The organism is Sulfurospirillum barnesii SES-3 (assembly GCF_000265295.1).
GTDB lineage: Bacteria > Campylobacterota > Campylobacteria > Campylobacterales > Sulfurospirillaceae > Sulfurospirillum > Sulfurospirillum barnesii.
Genome location: NC_018002.1, coordinates 466,224 through 490,414, shown reverse-complemented (window position 1 = coordinate 490,414; position 24,191 = coordinate 466,224). Strand labels below are relative to the sequence as shown.

Genomic DNA, 24,191 nt, shown 5'->3' with positions numbered 1-24,191 from the left:
CTTAAAACCTACTCTTTTCAAAATCAATCCCTAAAATACCTGTAGGCTTAAAGAGCAAAATTAAGATGAGAAATATAAAAGCAAAGGCATCTTTATAACCTCCTAGCTCTGGGAAAAATGCAACCACAACTACTTCAGTAAATCCAATAATCAAACCACCAAGCACCGCACCTCCGACACTTCCAATACCACCCACAACCGCAGCAGCAAAGGCTTTAAGCCCTACAAGTACACCCATCATTGGTTCAACAGAAGGATAATTCACTGCCCAAAAAATACCACCCACAGCAGCGAGGGCTGAGCCCATTCCAAAAACAAGGGTAATCACACGATTGGCATCAATGCCCATAAGATTTACCGTTCCCACATCAAAGGCAAGTGCACGTATTGCCATACCGTATTTTGTTTTAAACAAAATCCATAAAATGATGCCAAGCAAAAACGCGGTTATAATCGGGACAAGAACCGCAGATATAGGCATCATTAAGCCAAAAAACTCCACCATTTCTTCAAGATACGCAGGAACAGGAAACGCACGAGGAACGCCTCCAAAAAAGACGTTAAAGGCATTCTCGAGAAAAAAACTCACACCAATAGCTGTAATTAAAAGGGATATTTTTGGAGCTTCTCTAAGAGGTCTGTACGCCACTCTATCACTTGCCATACCTAAAAGTGCCGCTCCTACGACAGCTAAAAGAACTGCTGCTACAAAGGGAAGTTCTAACACTTCCATACCAAAAAATCCTAAAAAAGCACCCACCATCATAATATCGCCATGCGCAAAGTTAATTAAGCGCAACACACCATACACCATAGTATACCCAATGGCTATCAGTGCATACATACTGCCAAGGCTAAAGCCATTGACCATTTGTTGCATAAACATTGTTAAATCCAAATAGATTCTCCTGAGAAATTTTAAAACAATACCCTAGAAAAAAGTGACTGTTGTAAAATTTCTCCCTTTACATGTAAAGGGAGAAAAACGCACTAAGGATTAACAGTAGATTTATACACCGCTTTTCCATTTGTAACGACTTTGATAACTGCAGAACGAGTAGAGTTACCTGTTGTATCAAGGTTGATTACACCTGAAACACCCTCAAAATTGACGGTTGATTTAATAGCATTGTTAATGCAAATGCTATCTTCTGGATTGGCACAACGGTTCATTGCATCCACCATGACGTTATACGCATCTGCACCTAAAGCAACAAACGAATTCACCTCTTGCTTTCCTGTTTTTTGCGCATACGCTGCAATAAAATCTTTTGATTTTTGTGTTGGAGGCGCACCGTAATCAAAGAAATCTGTAAACATGTGTCCCTCAACAGCATCTCCACCTAAGTCAATAAAAGTCTGATTGGCAACACCATCGGTTGAAAACATTGGCTTACTAAGACCAATTTGTTTTGCTTGACGTGCAATCATAGAAACTTCAGGATGGTACATTGGTAAGAAAAGAAAATCAGGATTGGCTGCTTTAATTTGAGAAACAACCGCTTTAAAATCTTTATCGCCTGAGCTTACCTTAATCTCTTTAACAATTTTACCGCCTGCTTTTTCAAACGATTCTTTAAACGCTTTAGCAAGTCCCAAAGAGTAAACTTGCGCTTGGTCAACCACGACAACCGCTGTTTTAAGATTTAAATCTTTAGCAGCATAGTTTGCAACCACCGCACCTTGAAACGAGTCTGTGAAACAAACACGGCTGGCAAAATTTTTATTTTCAGTGAGTTTATCATTGGTCGCAACAGGTGCAATGACAGGAATACTTTTCTTCTCAGCAATTGCCATCACTTGCGACGTATTGGTACTGGTAAGTGCCCCTAAAATTCCCACCACTTTGTCTGAGCTTATAAGACGTGTGGTCGCATTGGCGGTTTCAACTTTATCGCCTTTGTTATCCACTAAAATAAGTTTAACGGTATCACCATTTTTTAGCTTTGGTTGAAGTGAGTTTGCAAACTCAATGCCCTCATAGGTGGTTTGCCCATAAGCAGCCAGTGGTCCACTCATTGCCATAACAACACCCACATTAATCTCTTTTGCATAAGAAAACGTCGCCAAAACGGCAGCCGATGTAGCAAGTAACGCCAATTTCTTCATGTAAACTCCTTAGGATAGATAGCGAATATGGTACTAAAAAGTTACTTAAGATCGAATCTCATACGAAAGAGAAGATGTATAAAAAATGAGCAGGAAGAGAAAAACGTGTAAAAAAGAAACCCCGCCCAAAGGCGAGGTTGTTACGAAAGGGAGAATTAGAATTTGTAGTTAAGTTTTACCCACAATTCATCTGTACCACTTGCATCTTTACTGCCATCTTCATAAATAACAGTTGTGCTAAGGCCTTTAAGAGCACCTTCAAATGCATAGTCTGCTTCAACAGCCGCAAATGCAAATTTGTCTGCATTTGATGCAGCTGAGTCAATCTCATTGACTGTGTAGCTTACGCCAACATTTGCGTTTTTCATAATTGCATACGTTGCGCCAATTTTATACGCTTCAGTATCATTATTATAGCTGTTTGAATTAATTGGTGAAGCAGTATAAGCAAGGTCAGCACCATTTCCTAAACCAGAAACAACACCACCAAGACCATTGTCTTTGTCATTAACTTTTGAGTATGCTACATATGCACCAAATGCATCATAACCAATACTTGCTTTTACACCCCACAAGTTATTATTATCATCTGTTGTAAAATCACTATCAACATTGTTGTAGTAGTATTGTGCTGCTAAACCATAGGTAAATGCTCCTGCTTTGCCCTCATAATCAGCCTCTGCATATGCAACCTGAATAATATCGACCACATTAGCATACGCTGCTGTTAAAGTTAAGCCAGTAATTGATTTATTAATAACCGCTAATGTATAAGCACCATCATCTACTTCTACACCACTTGCAACATCTGAACCTGTTTTAAATGCACGTGTAAATTTAGGAGCATCATGGTCAGCACCAGCCGTTCTTGCTTGAAACTTTTGAACATAACCAGCAATCAATGTTGTATCAGGAAGGTCAGTGTTAATAACTGCAACACCTTCAAACGCTTCTTTAACAACACGAGAACCGCTACCACTTACAAGTGGAGTGCTTAAGAACATACGACCTGCCATTGCAGTGGTTTTACCCATTGTGTATGAAAGGTATGCTTCTGAGAGAACTGCACCTGGTCCATACATGCTACCTTGGTATCTTGCTTCACCATCATTGTCTGAAAATGGAGACGAACTACCTTGGAAAGTAAAGTTTGCACCAAACCATACAATGTATCTGTTTTATAATTTAACATAAGACCTGTTGTAAACATGTCTTCTCTGCTATCGCCATCATCACCACTAAAGTAATACGCTTTAATCTCGCCTTTTACTTTACCATTTTTAAATGCGTCTGCCAAAGTGTCCGCCGCAAAAGAACTGGATGCAAGTCCAGCAACCATCATAGCCGCCAAGCTAAGTTTAGCTAATTTCATATTTTCTCCTTAAAAATGTGTGTTACCGTTTGGTTACGAAGAGAAGTATACAAAAAAATTGACTAAAGTCAAATAAAGTAATGGTGAAAAAATAGTCTTCTATTAGGGTATTGACTTTAACATCTGTAAAAAGCGTAAAGTAAAGTCCTGTTTAATTTTCTAAAAACTATTTAAGAAGGCGTTGTAAAAGCAAATCTTCAAAATTTCTACTACTATCTGCTATCAGTACAACATAAACAGAAGTTTGTTCTATTTTAAAGACAATGCGCCATCGTTTATAAATAATTTCTCGATAATGGATGATACCTATGGAATGTAACTCTGGTACAACTCTTTTTCGTTCTGGAAAAACATACAACGCATCGCAAGCTTCTTTGATTTCTAAAAACATCTTTTTCGCAAGCGATACACTATCACGCTTTAGATACTCAATGATATATTCCAAATCACTTTGTGAACTCTGTGTCCAGTAGACATTATAGGTTTTCATGAAAAAGTTTTTCTTCAAGATTTTGAAACATATTCTCTTGTTCTATCACTTTATTTTCATTTATCTCATTTTCACTTTGAACAATTAATTTAAGAAGCGTGAGTGTATTTTGAGTATTTTCAAATGATTTTATATCTTGAATAACCACTTTAGCTTCACCATTTTGTGTAATATAAATAGCTCTTTGTGTCTCAGTGGCACTACTGACAACTTGAGCTGTATTTGATTTCAGATAGCTGATAGGTTTAATATCTTGACTTAAATGCATCATTTCCTCCTTTAACCTTAATAATGATGGTATTAAATAAAGACTTAATTTAGTATAAAAAAGCCAAAAGTGTAAAGTCAAGCCCTGACCCCTTTTTGGGTGGAAGAAAAAAGAGAGTGGCGAGTGCCACCCTCTTAAGATTTAAGAATCGTACAAATTAGAATTTGTAAGACGCTTTAAACCACATTTCGTCAGTATCAACAGTCTTTGTACCTGCTGTTTTACTATCAGCTTCTTGAACTTCATATTGCAATGAAGTTGTTAAACCTTTAAGTGCAGGAACAGCATAGGTTACACCTGCTGCATACGTTGTACGGTCTGTACCTTTAACTTTACTTGAATTACCTGTCTCAAGATCAAGTTTAGGTTGAGTTCCTTGTTCTGTCCATCCGTATTGTGCAACAGCGGTAAGACCTGCAACACCTACTTTTGAGAAATCATAGGTAACTTGGAAAAGGTAAGAATCTGTATTTGCCGCTGCAGTTGGAGTTGCTGCACCTGCAATCATAGTTGCGGTATAGGTTGTTGGACCATTACCTGCACCTAAGAGAACGTGGTCACTGCTGGTTGTTGCTGCTGCAAATGATGCACCAAAGCCTGCAAGACCGCTAAGAGATACACGACCTGAGAACATATGACCGCTTGCATTTAAGGCGTCTAAATCATCACGTGTGTGAGACCCTCTAAAGGTTGCATCAAATCCTAATTTAAAGCCACTCATAGGAAGTACATAGTTTGCCTCTGTGTAATAGACATCAACACCATCAGTATCATGTGCATTGTCAACAAATAGGTATTGACCTGTTAATGTTAGGTTGCTAATAGATTTATTAATAGCACCTGCAGTATAACCACCATCACGTGATGTATAATCAGTAGCTGATTTGCCAGTTAGGGCATTTTTTAAACCTGCGTAAACTGCTTTTTTATGAAAGCTTGGTGCATCACCTAAGCCATCACCAGAAACGGCACTTGTTCTACCTTGAAATTTACCTGCATAACCTGCAAATACAGTTGTTTGAGGAAGGTCTGTGTTCACAAGGACTGCACCCTCAAATGACTCTTTAAAGAAACGTGAACCAGAACCGTTTACCAATGGAGTAGAGATAAATTGGCGACCTACTTTAACATCGGTTTTTCCCAATTTGTATCCTAAGTATGCTTCAGAAAGCACTGCACCTGATGCGGCATTGGTTGTTCCAAAGTTTGCAGTATCTGCTTTACCATCTTTTGCTGTATTTTTACCTTCAGCATCGTTGTCGATAAATGGTGTAGCACTTCCTTGGAATGTTGCACCTGCATAGAAACCATACAAGCTGTCAGTGACAAAACCTAGGGTTAAACCAAAGTTTGCAATGTTTGCATTATTCTCTTTATCTTTTGCAGCATCAGTATTTTCAACTGTTTTGTCAAAATACCATGCTTTAATTTCACCTGATACTTTTCCGTTTTTGAATGCGTCAGCCAATGTATCTGCCGCAAAAGAGCTAGATGCAAGACCTGCAACTACCATAGCCGCCAAGCTAAGTTTAGCTAATTTCATATTGTCTCCTTGAATTTTTTGAAAGCGAACAAAGTCTATCACAAAAAAAAATAAATTACAATAAATTTTTAAAGAAAAAGCCTCTTTGAGGTCACTTTGTAACATCTTCTTTGGGGTCAGGGCTAAACTTTTAACTTTTTAGGACTTTTTTCTTTACATGTAAGGGATACTGAATGTGTTATAATGTAAACAAATCACTTTAAAGGAGGCACATTATGCGTCGTGAAGATATTTTGTCTTTTTTGCAAACCCATAAAGATGAATTTTATCAAAAATATTCTGTCACTAAAATTGGTTTATTTGGTAGTTATGCTAAAGGTACAACAACGAAAGAGAGTGATATTGACGTCATTGTACAATTAGATAAACCAAACCTCTTAACACTCTGTGCGATTCGTCAAGAATTACAAGAAACATTTAAAATACCCGTAGATGTCATTCGATTAAGAGATACGATGAATCCTTTTTTGAAAGAACAAATTACAAAAGAAGCCATTTATGTCTAATACTCTTTTAGTGCTAGAAACACTAAAACAAACGGCAAATGCAGCAGAAAAAATTTTGTACCGATTCTCAAAAATTCCGAGTTTGGATTATTTTCTTACAAGTGATGAAGGGTTAGAAAAACTTGATGCGTTTTGTATGCAACTCATTGCCATTGGTGAGAGTCTTAAACATATTGATAAACTCACACATCACTCTTTGCTTATAAACTATCCTGAGATTAACTGGAAAGCTATCAAGGGGATGAGAGATATTCTTACGCATCACTATTTTGATTTGGATGCTGAAGCCGTTTATGATGTTTGCCAAAATGACATCATCCCTCTTTTGGAGATACTTAATCGCATTATTGCTGATGTTACACACGAGGGCTAAGCGTTAACTTTTTAATGCTTTCTTGTTTACATGTAAGGGTACTATCGTCATTCAAAGCTTAGAGATAAAAGGTTTTATACACTTCTTATTTTCGTTTTTTGAAGAAATATGGTACGTAAGATTTCCTTGCATGTAACACGAAATGTATTTAAGATAATTACATTTGTGTCGTGCTTATGGTTTAAGCGTTTGTATACACTGCAGTAGTGTGTCTAATTCTAATTTTGTTAAATCCCAAACAATTTTTGCATCAACTCCAAAATATTCATGCACAATAAAATTTCTGAAGTCTTTGACCATTCTCCATGGATAGTCTGGTTTTTCTTCTTCTAATACATCAAGGAGTTGGGTAATAGCTTCACCAATAATGATATATTCTTTATGGTAGCACTATAAGTTTTTCTATCGTTACAAAAGAGTGTGAAATCAATATCGGCTGTATAGAGTTTAATGGCATTTGCGGATTCTATAATATCTTGTAAGTAGAGTTCATTGTCTCTTTTAGGCATATAAGATTTCTTTATCAATATATTTTTTTGCCATAGGTTTTAAAGCACTTTCAATACCCAAATCAATTTTCTTACGAAACGCATCCTCCAAAAAATATTTTAAACTAAAGAAACTTCTAAATTTGTTATTGCTTTCTATTTCCACTGCAATATCTATATCACTGTCTTCACGTTGCTCATCTCTTGCATAACTGCCAAATAAACCAATTTTTCTCACACCATATTTTTGTGCAAGTTCAATTTTGTGGGAAGCTAAAAAATCTAAAATATATGTTTTTGTCATCATTTAGAAGCCTTTTTCAAGGAATATGTGAGAATTATAGCACAAGAGGGCATCAAAAAAACACATGAGCCCAAAGAAGGCGAAGACACCTTCTTTGGGTTTACATGTAAAGATTATACGCCAAACATCAGCTGTGGTAACCACAAGGAGATGATAGGAATATACGTAATAAGAAGAAGCCCTACGAACAATACTGCCACCCAAGGAAGTGCCGCCACAACAACTTCTTTAAGGCTTAGCCCTGTCATACCCGCCGCTACGAAGAGGTTGAGTCCAACGGGTGGGGTTATCATACCAATTTCCATGTTGACAACCATAATAACACCAAAATGAATCGGATCAATTCCTAGGGCAATCACCAATGGCAATAAAAGAGGCACGGTAATCATAACAACCGAGCTAGGTTCCATAAACTGTCCCATTAAGAGCAACAAAATATTGACAATGACAAGGAACATAACAGGTCCAACATTCGCATCTATAATCATTTTTGTGATTTGTTGCGGAATGGTTTCATCGGTTAAGAAGTGTGCAAAGATCATCGCATTGGCAATAATAAAGAAAATCATCGCACTGGTGAGTGCGGATTCTAAGATAATAGGATAAACATCTTTAAGTTTTAAATCTTTATAGACAAACACGGAGACAAAAAAAGCATACACCGCACTGGCAGCTCCTGCTTCTGTTGGGGTAAAAAGACCACCGTAAATTCCACCAATAACCAAAACAATGAGCATAAGTGCCCAAAAAGCATCTTTAAATTTTTTCAAACGTACTTTAAAAGGAGCGGGCTCTTCTCGTTTAAACCCTAAACGAACTGCACCCACATAGGTAAGCGCCATAAGCATAAAGCCTAACAACAATCCTGGCACAACACCCGCCATAAACAGCTTTCCAATGGAAAGATCCGCCGTAACACCATAAACGATAAAAACAATCGAAGGTGGAATCAAAATGCCCAAACTTCCTGACGTTGCAATCGTACCAATGGCGTAGCCTCTAGGATAGCCCGCTTCTTTAATAGCGGAAAACATCACCGAGCCAATGGCAGCAACGGTTGCTGGTGAACTTCCACTCACAGCTGCAAAAATCATCGATGCAAAAATAGCTGAGATAGGAAGACCACCAGGAAGGTGTCCTACAATAGACTTTGCAAAATCAATAATACGATGCGCTGCTCCACCTTTTGAGAGAAAAGAGCCTGCTAAAATAAACATAGGAATCGCCATAAGCGTGTATTTATTAAGACCATCAAAAACATGAGAGGTAATGCCCATCAAATCCATATCGGTGAACAAATAAGCGGTTATAAGCGTACTTGAGCCCAAAGAGACGGAAACAGGAACGCCTAAAAACATCAATAAGAAGAGCAATCCAAATAGACTAAGCATTAACATCTTTAACTCCTCTTATCTCTAATGAATCTTTGATGGCTTCTAATTCATGGTTTACCACAACATTGTTTGCGTTCATTTCTGCGACTTCAAATATTTTTTCACCTGCACGAAAAGAAGCGCCAATAAAAGCAAAAGGAAGTACAAGATGGGGAATCCACATCGGAATACGAAGATCAATGCTCATTTCACCAAAATCTATCATCATCAAGGTAAGCTCATAGCCCAAATACGCCATTAAGCCCAAATACAAACAACTAAACAGATGGGCTCCCATTAAAATGACTTTTGCCATCATAGGAGGTAACTTTTCTAAAAGCATGGTGACGGAAATATGCACGCCTTTTTTGAAACCATACGCAGCACCAAAAAGGGCTGACCACATAAATAAATAGTTGGTAAGCTCACCTGCCCAGGTAAGACTCATCTCAAAAAAGTAGCGCAAAACTACGTTTGTAAACGCCAAAATAACACCCAAGGCGATACCAAAGACAGCAATATTTTTATTGATTGCCATAACCCCTAAATCGAGGATTGTAAAATACTTTCTCATCGTTTCTTCTTCTTCATTGTATTTTTACATGTAATGCTCTAAAGCCCTAAAAGACTCTTTGTTTAAACAAAGAGTCTTTGGCTCACCTGTTTATTTAACCGCTTGAACTTTTTTAATTAAGTCTTCACCAACCACTTTGTAAAACTGTGGATAAATTGCTTCCATCGCTTTTTGCCATGCCGCTTTTTGCTCTGGTGTTAGGGTATGTACTTTAAGATTGCCAGAAGCTTTAGCGTACTCATTGATTTTTGCGAGCATATCGTCATCATCACGTGCAGCCTCTTCTCGCTCAAATACGGTGGCTTCTTTCATCGCTTGAAGTACCATTGGTTTTAAATCGTTTGGAAATTTTTTCCAAAAGCTCTCACTCATAATGACTAAATAGCCTAAATAGCCGTGATTTGAAAGGGTTAAGTCTGTTTGAACTTCGTTAAACTTTTTGGTGTAGAAGTTTGAGAGAGGATTTTCTGCACCATCCACAACGCCTTGTTGAAGGGCTGAGTAGACTTCTGAAAATGGTAAAACTTGAGGATTTCCACCCACCGCTTTAAACTGTGCTTCAAGCACATGTGAACTCATAATTCTAAATTTTTGACCCGCTGCATCTTCAGGAAGAAGAATCGCTTTTTTATTTGAAGAGAGGTGTTTGAAACCTGCATCCCAATAGTCTAATGCCACAAAGCCCTTAGCGGTTACTTTATCTTTTAAAATTTGACCGACTTCTCCATCTAAGACTTTGTAAAGATGGTCTTTGTCTCTAAAAATAAACGGAAGGTCAAACAGTTGCATCTCAGGAACAAGGCTTGTAAACTTAGAAAAGCTAGGCATCGCAATATGTGCATTCCCCAGTTTAAGTGCTTTCATCTCTTCGCCATCACCGTAAAGTTGAGAGTTTGGAAATACAATGACTTCAACTTTACCGCCTGTAAGTTCGCCCACTCTTTTTGCAAAGAAATCAGCACCTTTTCCTTTTGGGGTATTTGGACTTACCACGTGTGTAAGCTTAATGGTATACTCCGCTGCGATTGCAGAAGAGACGAGAAGCGTTGCCGCTGCCATCACTTTAAGAAACTTTGTCATTTAAAACTCCTTACTCAATAATATTTTCACTTTCGATTATAGGTGATAATTATGTCAAAATTATGTATCTTTACATGTAAAGAGTAAATGACTCTTATTTAAACACTATAGAGTTTCTATTTGTAACATTTTAGATAAAAATTAAACTTTATTTAAAAAAAGTAGTTACAATTTGTAACCAATTCCCTGTATATTTTTCAAAACACCTTCGGGTAATTTCTTGCGTAAATTTTTAATCATTAAGCGAAGGGCATTAAGACTCATATACTCACCTTCCCATAATTTCTCTTCTATCTCTGCATAACTAATAATAGAATCCTTTTGCAAAAGCAATTCTATTAGCTTCGCCTCTTTTTTGGTTAACTCATACACATCTAAGCCATTTATAACACTTTTTTGTAAAAAATCGTAATGCCACTCAGGGGCTAATGCTTTAATATGTTCTTTTTCACTGGCTTGTAAAAATTTTTCCAGCGCATCAAAGAGTTTGGATTCGGTAATAGGTTTTACAATGTAGCGAAGCAATGAGAGTTCAATCGCCTCAAGCATAAAATCAACTTCCGTATACGCCGTAATCATAATAATATGTGCGTGTGCAGTATTTTGACGTATCTTTTTAGCCAGTTCAATGCCACTTAAATGGGGCATTTTTATATCGGTAATCACGAGATCAGGATGGTGCTCTTCAAAAAGAGCGTAGGCTTCTTCCCCATCATGAGCAAGGTACACTTCTTTAAAAAGTAGGCTGAGTAATTCATAAACGTTTTTTCGAACCCCTGCCTCATCCTCTGCATATAAAACTCTGTAATGCGCTAATTTTTTAAGCATTTTCTCATCCATTAGAACCCTTTACATTTAAAGAAAGAATGACTATCATTTGTCTCTTATTATTCGAGTTCTTGCAGAACTCTTGACACGCCTTTAAAGCAAAAGCTCTAAAGGCTACGTTAACACTGGGTAATCTTAGGCAGAAAGCCCACGCACCCTTGGTGCTTTTCCTTCTTGCAAAATGAGTTTTGCAAGAAGTTTATTATAGCAAGCTAATACGGAGTTTTTTTTGAAAATCATTAAAGAAAGTAATATCTCTCGTATCATTATTGTTAGTACTATTTTTATTATTAGTGCGCTAATGCTTTTTAATGGTTATTTTTTTATTAGTAAACAGTATGAAATTTTAGAAGTGCATATTGCAGATACAAAACGAACTTTTGTTGAAAATAAACAACAACTCCTCAAACGTGAAGTCGATGCCATTATAGAATTTATAGCGTTTAAGAAAAAAAGTATCCCTTTGTTGGATGCTCAAAAAGAAGAAGCACTCAAGCAAGAAGTTTATCGTTGGATACGTCATATTCGCTATGGTGATCAAGAACATAATTATATTTTTGTTTATCAAGTCATCGATATAGAAGGGGGGGGAGAAATTTGCAAAAATGCTCATCAATCCTAACCGTCCTGATCTTGAGGGTGAGTACATCTCTGATGCGTATACCGATGAAAATGGCAAAGCCTTTCGTAAAATCTTTTTGCAAGACATTCATGAAAAAGGCTCCTCCTTTGTTGAGTATCTCTATAAAAAACCAGAAAATGGTGAAATACGCCCAAAAATTTCTTACTTTAAGCTCTACAAAGAGTGGAATCTTATTATTGCAGCAGGTGCTTATGCGGATGATATAGATGCAGAAATAGCCCTTGCAAAGGCTGATTTTAAACAAAAAATGAACTTAGAAATCACCTCAGCGATTATCATCTTTTTACTCTTTGCACTCGTTGCTAATACCTTTGCTCTTATGCTAGGTAAACAAATAGAGCGGTTTTTAAATAATTATCATACACAAGTGAAGCAAAAGAAAGTAGAACTTGAAGCCCTAAATCGCACGCTAGAGAGCCGTGTGCGAGAAGAGATACAAAAAAGCAGAGAACACGAACAACTTCTGATTCAAAAAGCAAAATTTATTGCTTTGGGTGAGATGATTAGCAACATAGCACACCAATGGAGACAACCGCTCTCCGAACTCTCCGCCCTGCTTATGACACTCAAACTTAAATACGCCATGCACAAACTCGACCAAAAAGGGATGGAGACGAAATGCGCTGAGGCAGAGAATATTGTTGAGTATATGTCCCATACTATTGATGATTTTCGTAATTTTTTTATGCCCAATAAAGACCCAAAACTGTTTAGTATTAAAGAATCTGTAGAAGAAGTATTACGTATTATTGGTGTGTCAATTACCAATCAAAGTATTAAGATTGATGTTGATATACAAGAAGATGCTTCTATCTTAGGGTACAAGAACGAATATGAACAGGTCATTTTGAATCTGCTTTCCAATGCAAAAGATGCCATTATCTCTTCAGGGACACCTGATGGGAAAATTACTATTCGCCTGGAAAATAAACCGATGAGCATACTCTTAATTATTCAAGATAACGGTGGAGGCATTACCATTGAGCCTATTGAAAAAATCTTTGAACCTTACATAAGCACCAAAGAGCAAAATGAAGGAACAGGCATTGGGCTTTATATGGCGAAGTTGATTATTGAAAAAAGTATGAAAGGGAAGCTTGAAGCTCGAAATGAAAACGGTGGGGCTATTTTTACGGTGGAGTTAGAAAGAAATTCCAAAGAGGCGCTTGGCGGTTCGCCCCTTTGAGTTATACTTCAGAAGAAAATATGAAATTCGCTAAGAGAAGTATAGAAACTCAAAGTAAACGATCGGTTAACAATTAGTTGAGTTTAATTGTCTCTTCTTTTGGAACACTTAAAACCTGATGGGCTTTGTCTCTTTTTCCAGCTGATGCAGGCTCTGTTGTAGGTTTCTTTTTGGTGTATACAGGCGATGGAGTAATCTTTCCATTTTTAAAATACGCTGCTTTAATCACAAACATCTCGGAAACACGCATGCCATCAAACGAAGCATAGACTAAATCACCCTCGTTTGCCAACACAGATTTGTGGTTAAAATTCACACGAGGTAATTTACCATTGGTGGTTTCAATACCATCAATTTCATAATTCCATCCTTGCCCATCATTAGCATGTTTAAGGGAAATAATAACACCTTTAATGTAGTTTTTCCCAACCAATGGTGTAAGTTTTGAATCCGTACTTGCTTTTTCATTTGAAACATTTTTGGTGTTAATCTGAGGTGCAGGTGTTTTTGTTGCACATCCTTGCATGAATAAAAATAAAAATGCCACAAAAAAAGACGATATAACTTTTGTCAAACGAAATCCTTCTTTACTATTTTTGCGGATTATAGCAAAATTCTCATTTATTATGGTAGAATTGCGTTCCTTCGAATGGGGCTGACATGGCTTCGACAGGAGTAGTTTTAGCTTATGATTGCATGTCGCGAGTGAGGGTCTTGCGTTACACAACCTTCAAACAATAACTGCTAACAACAGTAACTATCGTCCCGCTTACGCTGTAGCGTAAGTTTAACAAATAGCGGACTGCTTCTCCCTTTGATTCTATCTAAGGAGGATTGGGAAGTATCATAGCCATGGTAGATATATTACATGAACGCCTTTACATGTAACGAAGTTAAAGGCTCGTTTTGCGTAGTTTTCTGATTGTTGTACGAAGCAAAATTAAACACTATCAACAATATCTAAGCATGTAGACGTCATAGGTGGCTATTTTTGGACTGGGGTTCAATCCCCCACAGCTCCACCATTCTTTCTTTATTTTTGTATAATGCTTTTAAATTCTTTTTAGGAGCATGGATGATTTGGTATATTTGGGCAATTTTGGGTGTGTTTGCCATTGTCTTTGAAATTGCCAGTCCTACGTTTTTTGCTACGTTTTTAGGCTTGGGCTTTTTTGGCTCAGCACTGCTTTCTTATTTCATAGAAGATTCTCTTGTTTTACAAATCATTGTGGCACTTTTAGGTATGTTTGTGGGTGCTATTGTCTTTAAAAAAAGACGTATTGCCGATGTTCCTAGCTCTAAAATTGGGCAATCAGATGAATTTATTGGGGTTAAAGGCAAAGTCATTGAAACCATTAGCCCTGAAAAAAATGGGCGGGTGCAGCTTGTGGTTCCCGTACTTGGAAGCAGCCAATGGGATGCCAAAACTGTTACCGATGTGACGTTAGACATTGGGACTTCCATTGAAATTATTGCCATTCATGGGCACTATTTAGACATTAAACCTATTTAAACGTATAAGGAGTTTTATATGAACCAACTCGACCTTAGTCTCTCATTTTTTGTTATTTTACTTTTAGCGGGAGCTTATTTGCTCTACCAAATGATTCGCATTGTGCCACAAGGTGAAGAGTGGGTGGTGGAACGACTGGGGAAATTTCATATCATTTTAAAACCAGGGCTTAATTTTTTAATTCCTATTTTAGATCAGGTGCAAGTCAAACTGAACACCAAAGAGCTGATTCAACAGATGAAAGCGCAAGAGGTCATTACCAAAGATAACGCTGTGGTGATTATTAGTGCGGTGGTCTTTTACAAAATCAGTGAGCCTGCTAAAGCGGTTTATTCCATTGATAATTTTGAATTAGCCGTGGCAAATATGGCAGCAACGACGCTTCGCTCCGTCATTGGAAATATGGAACTCGATGCCTCACTTTCAGGCAGAGAAGCCATTAAAGCCTCCGTCTCAGAGAAGATAAGTGACCACTTGGAACAGTGGGGCTTATCGCTTACAGCTGTTGAAGTTCAAGACATTCGCCCCAGCGATAATCTGCAAGAAGCGATGGAAAAACAAGCTGCCGCAGAGCGAGAGAAAAAAGCGCTCATTATGAAAGCAGAGGGTGAAAAACAAGCTGCTATTGCCAAAGCGGAGGGCTTAAAACAATCCATGATTTTAGAAGCGGAGGGAAAACTAGAAGCCTCACGCAAAGAAGCGCAGGCAAAAGTCGCCCTTGCCAATGGAGATAAAGAAGCGATGGAAGCCATTACCTCACAAATCAAAAATGGCGATGCGCCCAGTTACCTTTTAGCCCAACGCTACCTTGATAGTGTGCATGCCTTAGCCAACTCCGCAAACAGCAAAGTGGTCTTTATACCCTCCGATTTAAAACACTCACTAGAGGGCGTTGCGGGTAATCTTAGCACGCTTTTTTCAACATTAAAATAATCTTTACATGTAAAAGAGTCGCAAGGCTTTTTTACATGTAAACCCAAAACTTTTAAGGAACACTCTTTTTATGCACATTCTCTCCAAAAACGAATCGTTAGAAAATTCTATTGCCTCGATGCAATCCATTTTAGAAGAGCTCAACTTTGGGCTTCATTTTAAAGAAGAGAAGCATCCCCTCAACCACTGTTACTCTATCAATCTTGCATCCACCCATGTTCCCAATCATATCTATTCTAATGGCAAAGGCGCACTCTCACTTGCATCTAAAGCCAGCGCTTTGGGTGAATACATTGAGAGGCTTCAAACGAACAATTTTTTCATTGACTTTCATCTGCCCAAACGTGCTTATTTTCCTGATGAAAAGGTGTTTGAGTTTGGAGAAGATTATTTGAATGCTTCCTTGCGAGCACTCTACAATCCCCATGATGAGATGAGCGATGAGGACTTTGTTGATTTTAACAGCGACTATGAAGACAAAGTGGTTGCACTTCCTTTTATAAGCGAGTTTAGCAATGAGAAGGTCTACATTCCCATTAACATTTTAAGCAATCTTTATGTGAGTAACGGGCTTGCCAGTGGCAATACCCCTGCTGAAGCCAAAGTGCAAGCACTCAGTGAGATTTTTGAGCGCTATGTGAAGTTTGAGATTATTAAAAACGGCTACGCACTGCCCCTCTTCCCTGAGGAAATCATTGAGCAATTTCCAAAACTTCATGCGGATAGAGAAGCACTAAGACGTGCTGGATTTATCGTAGACGTTCTTGATGCCTCTTTGGGTGGGAAATTTCCTGTCACTGCCATTTCACTGATTAACCCAAAGAACAACACCCTTTTTGTCTCTTTTGGAGCGCATCCTATTTTAGAGGTGAGTTTAGAGAGAACGATGAGTGAGCTGATGCAAGGGCGAGGATTAGAAAATTTAGATACGTTTGAAATTCCCACCTTTGATATGAATCTGGTGAGCGATAGCTTCAATCTTGAAGCACATTTCATCGACTCTAACGGGAAAATGGGCTTTTCTTTTTTAGGTAAAACCAAAAGTTTCTCTTATAGCCCATGGGCGTATGAGGGGGAAGGCAGTGAGGCAGAATACGCCTTTTTATGCGCCATTGTTAAAGCGATGGGCAAAGAGATGTATCTTAGAGAATACACCTATTTGGATTTTTACTCCTGTCAAATGCTTGTCCCTAGCCTCTCGGAGGTTTATCCCATTGAAGATATGGTCTATCAAAACCGCAATGTGGGAAAATTTATTCGCAATGCCGTTCTCTCTTTTGAGAACTACGAGCCAGAAGAGCTGTTAGAGATGGTTGAGCCTTTGGAGGATTCTTTGAATATGGAAAAATATTTGGGGGTCATTTTTGAGCAAAACTTTCATATGTGTGACTTCAAAGCCCAACTCCACCTTCTTTTGGGAAATGAGGAAGAAGCGCTTGCGTATTTGGAGTTAAGCTCACATCCACTCAAAACACTTTTGTGTGAAATGCTCCAATTTCGCCTGCAAAAACTTAAGTGGTCTGAGTATGCTCCTGCATTTTATGCGCTTTTTGGAGAAAAAGAGGTTTTACATGTAAAGGCTATTTTAGATAAAAAAGCTTATTTTATCGATATTAGCTTACATGAGCACTACACAAATATGCTTGAAATGTACGATACCTTAGCGCACAAAAAAGCAAAAATAGTACGTTACATGTAACGCTATATCACGCTAAAAATCACAGATTTTACACTATAATTTCTCCATTAGTTTAAAGAGAGTTTTTAAATTAAAAACTTAAAAAAGGAGTGAGAATGCTTATCGTGATTTTGCTGGTAGCAATTGGCTTTATCGTGCTTTCAACAAGTAAATGGAAGTTACACCCTTTCCTTGCTTTGCTGATTGCAGCCTATGGCATTGCTTTTAGTGTGGGGATGAAATACGCAGAGATTGCAAAAACCATCACAACGGGTTTTGGTGGTATTTTGGCGTACATTGGTATTGTCATTGTGCTTGGAACCATCATTGGGGTGGTGCTTGAAAAAAGCGGTGCCGCCGTTCAAATGGCAAATGTTGTCTTAAAAGTGGTGGGTAAAAGGCGCCCTGTGCTTGCGATGTCCATCATTGGGTATATTGTCTCCATCCCTGTTTTTTGCGATAGTGGATTTGTCATTTTAAACGCACTCAAACGCTCCTTAGTTAAACAGCTTAAAGTCTCAGGTGTTGCGATGAGTGTGGCACTTGCCACAGGGCTTTTTGCCACACACACCCTCGTTCCACCCACCCCAGGCCCTATTGCTGCGGCAGGGAACCTCATGGTGGGAAATTTAGGCTTTGTCATTGTTGTTGGGCTTTTTATCTCGATGTTTACCATGCTAGCGGGTTATTTTTGGGCGATGAAACAAGGCAAACGCTATAGCAGTGGCGAAGACCTTGATGTGGATTTGGAAAAAGATGTTGATGTTATGGCAAAATACGGAGAACTTCCCAGTGCCTTCAAATCCTTTGCGCCTATTTTTATTCCTGTGCTTTTAATGGCGATGGAAAGCATTGTCAAACTCTCCTTTAAAGCCTCCAGCGATATGCTGTGGTACAAAGTGTTTGTTTTCTTAGGAAACCCTGCCAATGCGCTTTTTGTCGGTGTTTTGTTTGCTAGTTTATTGTTACCAAAATGGAATGAAGAGACACTTTCAGGCTGGGTGGGTGAGGGCATTAAAAGCTCAGGTGAAATTCTCATTATTACAGGTGCGGGTGGTGCTTTGGGTGCGGTGCTAAAAGCCAGTGGCATTGGTGATTATTTAGGAGCGAGCCTTCAAACCTTGAGTCTGGGTATATTTGTGCCTTTTATCATTGCAGCAGCGCTTAAAACCGCGCAAGGCTCATCTACCACAGCGCTGGTGGTGACCTCAACCATTATGTATCCACTTTTAGCAAGTCTGGGGCTTGATAGCGAGATGGGCAAAGTCTTAACTGTCATGGCGATTGGTGCGGGAGCACTTACCGTCAGTCACGCAAATGACAGCTTTTTCTGGGTCGTATCACGTTTCAGTCAGATGGATGTTCCAACGTCCTACAAAGCCTACACCATGGCAACGCTGGTTCAAGGCTTAGTTACCATTAGCATTGTGGCGATTATGTCAGTTATCTTTTTATAATAGAGTTCTTTCAGAACTCTAAACACGCCGTGAAAGCAAAGCTCTAACGGCTACGTTAACACTGGGTTTTCCTCGGCGGAATGCCCACGCACCTTTGGTGCTTTTCTTTCTTGCAAAATAAGTTTGTAAGAAATCTAATGTAAACGTTTTAACGCAAGCGCTTAGGCGCTTGCACCCTCTTTTTGTTCTCTTAATTTATCTTTTTTACTTTTGCGCTTCCCTTTAATCGGCGCACCACCCTTCTCTTTTTTGGGTGCTTCGCCTACGAGTTCAAACCCTTTTATTTGCTCTTTTACAACGCACATCCCACAACGCTTTTCAATTAACGCAAAGTGCGCTTTGTCTTCATGGTCAATAAACGAAATCGCCAAACCCTCTTTACCTGCACGTCCCGTTCGTCCGATGCGGTGGATGTAATCTTCCGTTGCACGCGGCAAATCAAAATTAATCACACAGCTCACCGCTTCAATATCAAGCCCACGTGAGGCAATATCTGTGGCAAATAAAACACGAATTTTGCGCTCTTTAAAGGACTTGAGCGTCCAAGCACGGTCTTCTTGAAGCAAATCACCATGAAAGGATTCGGCCAAAAAACCATGCTTGCGAAACTTCACCGCAATGTTATCCGCAGCCCTCTTGTTTGCCATAAAAACCAAAACCAATTCCCATTGATTTTCACGCAACAAGTGGCGCAATAGTGGCGCACGGTTTTCTTTATTGACTTCAATAGCCCGTTGCATGATGCGCTCAACCGTTGGTGCTTCCGCTTCGATGCTCACGTCCACCGCACGTTTTGTTATCTTAGCGGCAATGGTCTGCATTTTTTCAGGATAGGTGGCTGAGAAAAGAAGGTTTTGGCGTTGTTTTGGTAAGACCTCAAGGATGGCGTTTAGCTCTTGCTCAAAGCCCAAATCAAGCATTTTATCCGCTTCATCAAGCACAAAAAACTCCACATGAGAGAGATTAATCTGCTTTTTGCTCATAATATCCAAGAGTCGTCCTGAGGTTGCCACCACAATGTCGCACCCTTTTTGAATATCGTAGAGTTGCTCGCCAATCTTCTCCCCACCAATCACACTCACCACTTTTGGCTTTACATGTAAAAACGCTCCAAAGCTTTCAAACGCCTCAGCCACTTGCACACAAAGCTCACGGGTTGGCGTTAAAACCAGCACTTTTATCTTCGCTTTGCCCTCTTGTTTATCAGCATTCCATAGCTCCAATAAAGGCAGAACAAACGAAGCACTTTTTCCACTTCCCGTTTGCGCCCGTGCCAGAATGTCTTTTTTTTCTAACACAAGTGGAATGACTTTTTCTTGAATGGGTGTGGGGTGAGTAAATCCTACATGTAAAAGCGCTTCTTGAATGTGTGAGCAGAGTTTGAACGTGGAAAATGGCATGGTTTGGCATCCTTTTTTTCTTTGTGCCATTGTAGAATAATCTCTCTTTAGAGGAGGTTATCGTCTCGTTTTCGTGTCTTAAAATTTTATCAGTCCATATTGGCTATACTTTGCGATTAGATCACCCAAAGGCCTTTCATGTTATTTGGAAAAATAGACTACATCAATCTGCTCCCCTTTCATGTTTTTCTTAAAAAAGCTTCACTTCCAAGTGCTTTTAAACGCTCGTGCGAACACCACAAAGATGTTCCCTCCAACATTAATGCCAAACTGCGTACACGTAAAGTTCATGCTGCTGTTATCTCCAGCGTGGAGAGTACACGCAAAACACTGACCCCTTTAAATGTTGGTATTGTGGCAAAAAGGCATGTAAAAAGTGTTCTTGTGAAAAAAAATTCTCTGCCTAAAAAGGATCCCGCATCTGCTACATCGAATAAACTGGCAAATGTTTTGGGTATTGAGGGGGAAGTTTTTATTGGCGATAGAGCACTGAAGCTCTATTTAAACGAGCCTGAGGCGTATATTGATTTGGCGCAGGTGTGGACGCAGCGTTACCATCTGCCCTTTGTCTTTGCACGTTTTTGCGTCAATGAACACCAAAGTTTTTACAAAAGACTCGCTCATGCTATCGTACGCAAACCTATAAAAATTCCCCGCTATATATTGGAAACATACGCTAAAGAGCGAGGAATTAGCACACACGATATTCAAGAATACCTCAAAGTCATTAGCTACACCATTGGCAAAAAAGAGCAAAAAGCACTTTTTATGTTCCTAAAAAAAGTACGCATGCTTCAGCATAACGCATAGGCTACTTCTTTAAAGCGTTTGAAAAGTCATGCATCTCTTTTTCAAAGCGTTGAAATTTTTTGCTTAACGCCATTCTCATCGTGGCTTTTTCCTCAGGTTTTAAAAATGAATACTCAATGGTGTTGTAAACATACTGTTTAATGGTGGCGTAGCTCGGATGATAGGAGCTAGCAAGTAGGACATATTCTTGTGTTAAATTGCCCCTTGAAACACCTGAATCATCTGTGCAAATATCACAAGAGGTACGCCATATGCCGCATAAAGGGGATAGGGATGTTTCGCACCTTCAACACCTAAAATAAAGGCATTGCTTGTCAAATTTATCTCCACGGCTGCATGCTCTTTTAGGGCTTTTAAAAGCCAAAGAGCCTCTTTTTCATACACGATGCCTACCCCATTGCCCGATGCGATTTGCCTTTGCAATACTCTGTGCTTGCGTGATGTGAAACAAAAGCTCTTTGGGTTCCACCATACCAAGGGTAAGCTCACCTGCATGAAGGGCGCGTGGAACTTCAGGATACTGACGTGCAAGGTAGGCAAACATACGCATATGCAGGGTATAATCATTGATAGCTACGGTATTATTTTCAGGTGCTACGATGTTGACGCCCACCACCAATGCAGAGCGAAGCGCTGCTTGATAGCCAGAAAGCAAATCTGTGTAGACTTGAAGTGGGTCGAGTGTTCTTACCGCATAGGTTTGATAGCGCAATGTAAAATTCTCTGTATCGATACCTTGATGGCGGCGCTCTAACGTACCGATAAAATCACGTACACTGGCATCAAACGCTTGATGGCGTGCATAGGTCGCTGTGATGTGTTCCAAAAGGGTGTTGACTTCTTCTTGCGTGGTGGCGTTACGAAGAGCCTTGTTGAGATATTGCGCCTCTTGCGTACTAAAAAATGCCGTACTATTGACTCCCACACGTGAAAGCATTGTCTCGATGTAAGAGACATTTTCATTCAGTGCACGCTCTTTAATCATCTGCAATCCCACATCTACATACTGATCTGAAATAGGCGAAAAATAGCCAAAGGTGTTGAAAAAGTTGCTATCGGGCGGAAGTTGCTCATGGGTATGGTTTGAAAAATCTTTGTTAGACCAAAGCGTGAGTAGTTTACGGTACAAAGCATCGTTGGCGATAAGTTCATCAACGCTTATGCTTTTGCACGTTGTATCGCCTTTGGTTTTGACAATTTTGAAGCTACACGTATCAATCAACCACTCTTTATGCTTCACCCATTCAAGATAGGTTTCTACGTAAATGGAGCCTGAATAGTGATGATGCAAATCGCCCCCTTTGGGCATTTGTGTGAAAAAAAGATTGAGCAGTGCGACATTGGGTGTTTGTGCCTCAAATGCACGCTCATAAAGTACGGACGTTGCACGTTCATCATCGTTTTGGGAAAGCATTGGTGATGGCGTACACCCAACAAAAAAGACCACAAGAAGCACGAGAAAAAGAGGTTTGACATAACGCATGCTCATTCCTTACATGTAAAGAAGATTCCTTGGATGATTGAAGCATTATAACCAAATACGCAAGCTTATCAATGTAAAGAGAGATTGAGATACTATTTCATAAACAAAGGAATAAAGATGAAATTTGAACTAGAAGATGACTACATAGAACTCTTTAAACTACTCAAAACCACTGGAGTGGCTGAAAGTGGCGGACATGCCAAAATGCTCATCGAAGAAGGTGCAGTGAAGCGAAATGGCGAAATGGAAACGAGAAAAAGAGCTAAAATCATTGCGGGTGAGGTGGTCGAAGTGATGGATAATAGAATAGAAGTTGTTCTTAAGAGTTAAAAGTTTAACTCGCCTTTTACTTCTTGTTGTTATGTCTTTCAATGAAGATTTAATGACTTAAGAGTACAATGACTCATGAATGCTTTTTAGGAGTTTTCTATGTCGCATCACACACTCAAATCAGGCTACAAAGCGTTGGTCGAAAGACTGAACCGCTTCCCGCAAGGTGCCCCTCCGTCTCAAACGCTGTACCACATACTCGAACTGCTCTTCTCGCCTAAAGAAGCAGAGCTTGTTGCTCTTTTACCCATTGTGCCTTTTGGGGTAGACGAAGCCGCAAAACGGTGGAAAATGTCACGTTTAGAGGCTCAAAACATCCTCGATGAACTCTCAAGCAGAGCCATTCTTTTAGATATAGATAAACATGGCGAATCCATCTATGTGCTCCCACCTCCCATGGCAGGTTTTTTTGAGTTTTCCTTGATGCGCGTGGGTGGCAAGATAGACCAAAAAATACTCTCAGAACTTTTTCACCAATACCTGAATGTAGAAGAGGATTTTATCAAAGATTTATTTGCCAATGGACAAACCCAGCTAGGAAGAGCTTTTGTCAACGAGCAAGCCTTAAGTGAGGAAAATGTTTTACATGTACTCGATTTTGAACGGGCATCTCACATCATTGAGAGTTCGCAGTATATGGGTGTGGGAACGTGCTACTGTCGGCATAAAAAAATGCACTTAGGTGAGGCGTGTGATGCACCGCTTGAGATTTGCATGACCTTTGGTGCGAGTGCCCAGTCTCTCACCAAATACAACTACGCAAGGCGCATTGACAAAATAGAAGGTATGGAACTTTTGTACCAAGCCCAAGAACACAACCTTGTGCAGTTTGGCGAAAACGTCCAAAAGGGTGTAAACTTTATCTGTAATTGCTGTGGCTGTTGTTGTGAAGCGTTAATCGCTGCTCGAAAATTTGCTTTTCTAAATCCAGTCCATACGACTAACTTTTTACCTGTTATAGATGAGGAACAATGCACAGGATGTGGCAAATGCGTCGAGGTGTGCGGGGTTGAAGCGATGAGTATCACCTCCGCCAACAATCCCCATAAACCAAAGCAAAAAAAAGCCACCCTCAATTCCGATAGATGCTTAGGGTGTGGCGTGTGCGTCAATGTCTGCAAGACAAAAGCGCTCAGCCTAAAACAGCTCGGCAAAAGAATACTCACCCCAATCAATGGCGCACACAGAGCCGTCATGATGGCAATAGAGCGAGGGAAACTCCAAAATTTTATTTTCGACAATCAAGCACTCTGGTCACACCGTGTCATGGCAACTATCCTCGGTGTCATCTTAAAACTCCCTCCCCTACAACAAATCATGGCAAGTGAACAGATAAAATCACGCTACTTAGGAAAGCTTTTGGAGAAATACTAAGCTTTACATGCAAAGAGAGAGTATCGCATAAACAAAAAAACAGAGGTGAAATGTGAACCAGAAGACGCTCATTGAA

The 24,191-nt window shown here is 39.4% G+C and carries 29 protein-coding genes and 1 other RNA gene; 12 read left to right on the top strand and 18 right to left on the bottom strand.

Translation table 11 applies throughout. From position 1 onward, the window contains the following. Position 1 precedes the first annotated feature (1 nt). The 7 genes from SULBA_RS02610 to SULBA_RS02585 form a co-directional block, all read right to left on the bottom strand. Positions 2-898 carry a branched-chain amino acid ABC transporter permease gene (locus SULBA_RS02610; protein ID WP_245391432.1) on the bottom strand — a complete coding sequence of 299 codons (897 nt, stop codon included), beginning with the start codon at positions 896-898 and terminating at the stop codon, positions 2-4. 92 nt (positions 899-990) lie between these two features. Continuing rightward, positions 991-2,109: an ABC transporter substrate-binding protein gene (locus tag SULBA_RS02605; RefSeq protein WP_014768719.1), complete on the bottom strand. Its 1,119-nt coding sequence runs from the start codon at positions 2,107-2,109 to the stop codon at positions 991-993. Between the two features lie 155 nt (positions 2,110-2,264). Beyond that, complete coding sequence (locus SULBA_RS02600; RefSeq protein WP_172634066.1) at positions 2,265-3,143, bottom strand: OprD family outer membrane porin; 879 nt, start codon at positions 3,141-3,143, stop codon at positions 2,265-2,267. Further along, positions 3,104-3,481, bottom strand: a complete 378-nt coding sequence (locus SULBA_RS13010) for a hypothetical protein (RefSeq protein WP_050985270.1) — start codon at positions 3,479-3,481, stop codon at positions 3,104-3,106. The genes SULBA_RS02600 and SULBA_RS13010 overlap by 40 nt, the downstream gene beginning before the upstream one ends. Positions 3,482-3,647: 166 nt before the next feature. Beyond that, a complete protein-coding gene (locus tag SULBA_RS02595) occupies positions 3,648-3,971 on the bottom strand; it encodes a type II toxin-antitoxin system RelE/ParE family toxin (RefSeq protein ID WP_014768718.1) in 324 nt (107 codons plus the stop codon). After that, positions 3,958-4,239, bottom strand: coding sequence for a type II toxin-antitoxin system Phd/YefM family antitoxin (locus SULBA_RS02590; protein ID WP_014768717.1), 282 nt, complete (start codon positions 4,237-4,239; stop codon positions 3,958-3,960). The genes SULBA_RS02595 and SULBA_RS02590 overlap by 14 nt, the downstream gene beginning before the upstream one ends. 157 nt (positions 4,240-4,396) lie before the next feature. After that, positions 4,397-5,887, bottom strand: coding sequence for an OprD family outer membrane porin (locus tag SULBA_RS02585; RefSeq protein WP_245391431.1), 1,491 nt, complete (start codon positions 5,885-5,887; stop codon positions 4,397-4,399). Positions 5,888-5,997: 110 nt separating this feature from the next. Here SULBA_RS02585 and SULBA_RS02580 point away from each other — a divergent pair, with 110 nt between their 5' ends. Then, on the top strand, positions 5,998-6,288 hold the full coding sequence (locus SULBA_RS02580; protein WP_014768715.1) for a nucleotidyltransferase family protein: 291 nt from the start codon (positions 5,998-6,000) through the stop codon (positions 6,286-6,288). Then, positions 6,281-6,661, top strand: a complete 381-nt coding sequence (locus tag SULBA_RS02575; RefSeq protein ID WP_014768714.1) for a HepT-like ribonuclease domain-containing protein — start codon at positions 6,281-6,283, stop codon at positions 6,659-6,661. Before SULBA_RS02580 ends, SULBA_RS02575 begins: the two co-directional genes overlap by 8 nt. A gap of 174 nt (positions 6,662-6,835) precedes the next feature. Here SULBA_RS02575 and SULBA_RS13285 read toward each other — a convergent pair whose 3' ends face one another. The 7 genes from SULBA_RS13285 to SULBA_RS02545 all read right to left on the bottom strand — a co-directional run bounded on the left by SULBA_RS13285 (position 6,836) and on the right by SULBA_RS02545 (position 11,320). Further along, on the bottom strand, positions 6,836-7,015 hold the full coding sequence (locus SULBA_RS13285) for a HepT-like ribonuclease domain-containing protein (protein ID WP_425353010.1): 180 nt from the start codon (positions 7,013-7,015) through the stop codon (positions 6,836-6,838). After that, positions 6,991-7,170: a HepT-like ribonuclease domain-containing protein gene (locus SULBA_RS12700; protein ID WP_050985269.1), complete on the bottom strand. Its 180-nt coding sequence runs from the start codon at positions 7,168-7,170 to the stop codon at positions 6,991-6,993. The genes SULBA_RS13285 and SULBA_RS12700 overlap by 25 nt, the downstream gene beginning before the upstream one ends. Continuing rightward, a complete protein-coding gene (locus tag SULBA_RS02565; protein ID WP_014768713.1) occupies positions 7,163-7,456 on the bottom strand; it encodes a nucleotidyltransferase family protein in 294 nt (97 codons plus the stop codon). Before SULBA_RS02565 ends, SULBA_RS12700 begins: the two co-directional genes overlap by 8 nt. 110 nt (positions 7,457-7,566) lie before the next feature. Beyond that, a complete protein-coding gene (locus tag SULBA_RS02560; protein WP_014768712.1) occupies positions 7,567-8,850 on the bottom strand; it encodes a TRAP transporter large permease in 1,284 nt (427 codons plus the stop codon). Further along, entirely contained in the window at positions 8,837-9,400 is a 564-nt protein-coding gene (locus SULBA_RS02555; protein ID WP_014768711.1) for a TRAP transporter small permease, read from the bottom strand. Before SULBA_RS02555 ends, SULBA_RS02560 begins: the two co-directional genes overlap by 14 nt. 90 nt (positions 9,401-9,490) lie before the next feature. After that, positions 9,491-10,480 (bottom strand): TRAP transporter substrate-binding protein, encoded by a 990-nt coding sequence (locus SULBA_RS02550; RefSeq protein WP_014768710.1) that lies wholly within the window; start codon positions 10,478-10,480, stop codon positions 9,491-9,493. Between the two features lie 165 nt (positions 10,481-10,645). Beyond that, complete coding sequence (locus SULBA_RS02545; RefSeq protein WP_014768709.1) at positions 10,646-11,320, bottom strand: response regulator transcription factor; 675 nt, start codon at positions 11,318-11,320, stop codon at positions 10,646-10,648. A 217-nt stretch (positions 11,321-11,537) separates the two neighbouring features. Between SULBA_RS02545 and SULBA_RS12695 the strand changes: the two genes are divergently transcribed. Further along, positions 11,538-11,930 (top strand): hypothetical protein, encoded by a 393-nt coding sequence (locus SULBA_RS12695; RefSeq protein WP_014768708.1) that lies wholly within the window; start codon positions 11,538-11,540, stop codon positions 11,928-11,930. Beyond that, positions 11,914-13,137, top strand: a complete 1,224-nt coding sequence (locus tag SULBA_RS02540) for an ATP-binding protein (RefSeq protein ID WP_014768707.1) — start codon at positions 11,914-11,916, stop codon at positions 13,135-13,137. Before SULBA_RS12695 ends, SULBA_RS02540 begins: the two co-directional genes overlap by 17 nt. Before the next feature lie 73 nt (positions 13,138-13,210). Here the strand turns inward: SULBA_RS02540 and SULBA_RS02535 are convergent, their stop codons facing one another. Then, the gene (locus SULBA_RS02535; RefSeq protein ID WP_014768706.1) at positions 13,211-13,711 is read right to left on the bottom strand and encodes a hypothetical protein; all 501 of its coding nucleotides are present in this window, start codon (positions 13,709-13,711) and stop codon (positions 13,211-13,213) included. A 77-nt stretch (positions 13,712-13,788) separates the two neighbouring features. Between SULBA_RS02535 and ssrA the strand changes: the two genes are divergently transcribed. The 5 genes from ssrA to SULBA_RS02515 all read left to right on the top strand — a co-directional run bounded on the left by ssrA (position 13,789) and on the right by SULBA_RS02515 (position 18,718). After that, positions 13,789-14,162: a transfer-messenger RNA gene (gene ssrA / locus SULBA_RS12845) on the top strand. Positions 14,163-14,212: 50 nt separating this feature from the next. Continuing rightward, complete coding sequence (locus tag SULBA_RS02530; RefSeq protein ID WP_014768705.1) at positions 14,213-14,650, top strand: NfeD family protein; 438 nt, start codon at positions 14,213-14,215, stop codon at positions 14,648-14,650. A gap of 18 nt (positions 14,651-14,668) precedes the next feature. Beyond that, positions 14,669-15,583, top strand: a complete 915-nt coding sequence (locus SULBA_RS02525) for an SPFH domain-containing protein (RefSeq protein ID WP_014768704.1) — start codon at positions 14,669-14,671, stop codon at positions 15,581-15,583. Between the two features lie 70 nt (positions 15,584-15,653). After that, positions 15,654-17,282 carry a YcaO-like family protein gene (locus SULBA_RS02520; RefSeq protein WP_014768703.1) on the top strand — a complete coding sequence of 543 codons (1,629 nt, stop codon included), beginning with the start codon at positions 15,654-15,656 and terminating at the stop codon, positions 17,280-17,282. Between the two features lie 95 nt (positions 17,283-17,377). Further along, entirely contained in the window at positions 17,378-18,718 is a 1,341-nt protein-coding gene (locus SULBA_RS02515; RefSeq protein WP_014768702.1) for a GntP family permease, read from the top strand. Between the two features lie 161 nt (positions 18,719-18,879). On the opposite strand, the gene SULBA_RS02510 is transcribed toward SULBA_RS02515, so the two are convergent. Beyond that, on the bottom strand, positions 18,880-20,118 hold the full coding sequence (locus SULBA_RS02510; protein WP_014768701.1) for a DEAD/DEAH box helicase: 1,239 nt from the start codon (positions 20,116-20,118) through the stop codon (positions 18,880-18,882). A 138-nt stretch (positions 20,119-20,256) separates the two neighbouring features. Between SULBA_RS02510 and SULBA_RS02505 the strand changes: the two genes are divergently transcribed. Then, the gene (locus SULBA_RS02505) at positions 20,257-20,928 is read left to right on the top strand and encodes an MqnA/MqnD/SBP family protein (RefSeq protein ID WP_014768700.1); all 672 of its coding nucleotides are present in this window, start codon (positions 20,257-20,259) and stop codon (positions 20,926-20,928) included. A gap of 192 nt (positions 20,929-21,120) precedes the next feature. Here the strand turns inward: SULBA_RS02505 and SULBA_RS13070 are convergent, their stop codons facing one another. Continuing rightward, a complete protein-coding gene (locus tag SULBA_RS13070; protein ID WP_216593427.1) occupies positions 21,121-21,312 on the bottom strand; it encodes a hypothetical protein in 192 nt (63 codons plus the stop codon). Beyond that, the gene (locus SULBA_RS02500; protein ID WP_216593426.1) at positions 21,305-22,411 is read right to left on the bottom strand and encodes a hypothetical protein; all 1,107 of its coding nucleotides are present in this window, start codon (positions 22,409-22,411) and stop codon (positions 21,305-21,307) included. Before SULBA_RS02500 ends, SULBA_RS13070 begins: the two co-directional genes overlap by 8 nt. Before the next feature lie 117 nt (positions 22,412-22,528). Here SULBA_RS02500 and SULBA_RS02495 point away from each other — a divergent pair, with 117 nt between their 5' ends. Further along, positions 22,529-22,741: an RNA-binding S4 domain-containing protein gene (locus SULBA_RS02495; RefSeq protein WP_014768699.1), complete on the top strand. Its 213-nt coding sequence runs from the start codon at positions 22,529-22,531 to the stop codon at positions 22,739-22,741. 99 nt (positions 22,742-22,840) lie between these two features. Next, positions 22,841-24,115: a 4Fe-4S dicluster domain-containing protein gene (locus SULBA_RS02490; RefSeq protein WP_014768698.1), complete on the top strand. Its 1,275-nt coding sequence runs from the start codon at positions 22,841-22,843 to the stop codon at positions 24,113-24,115. Positions 24,116-24,191 lie beyond the last annotated feature (76 nt).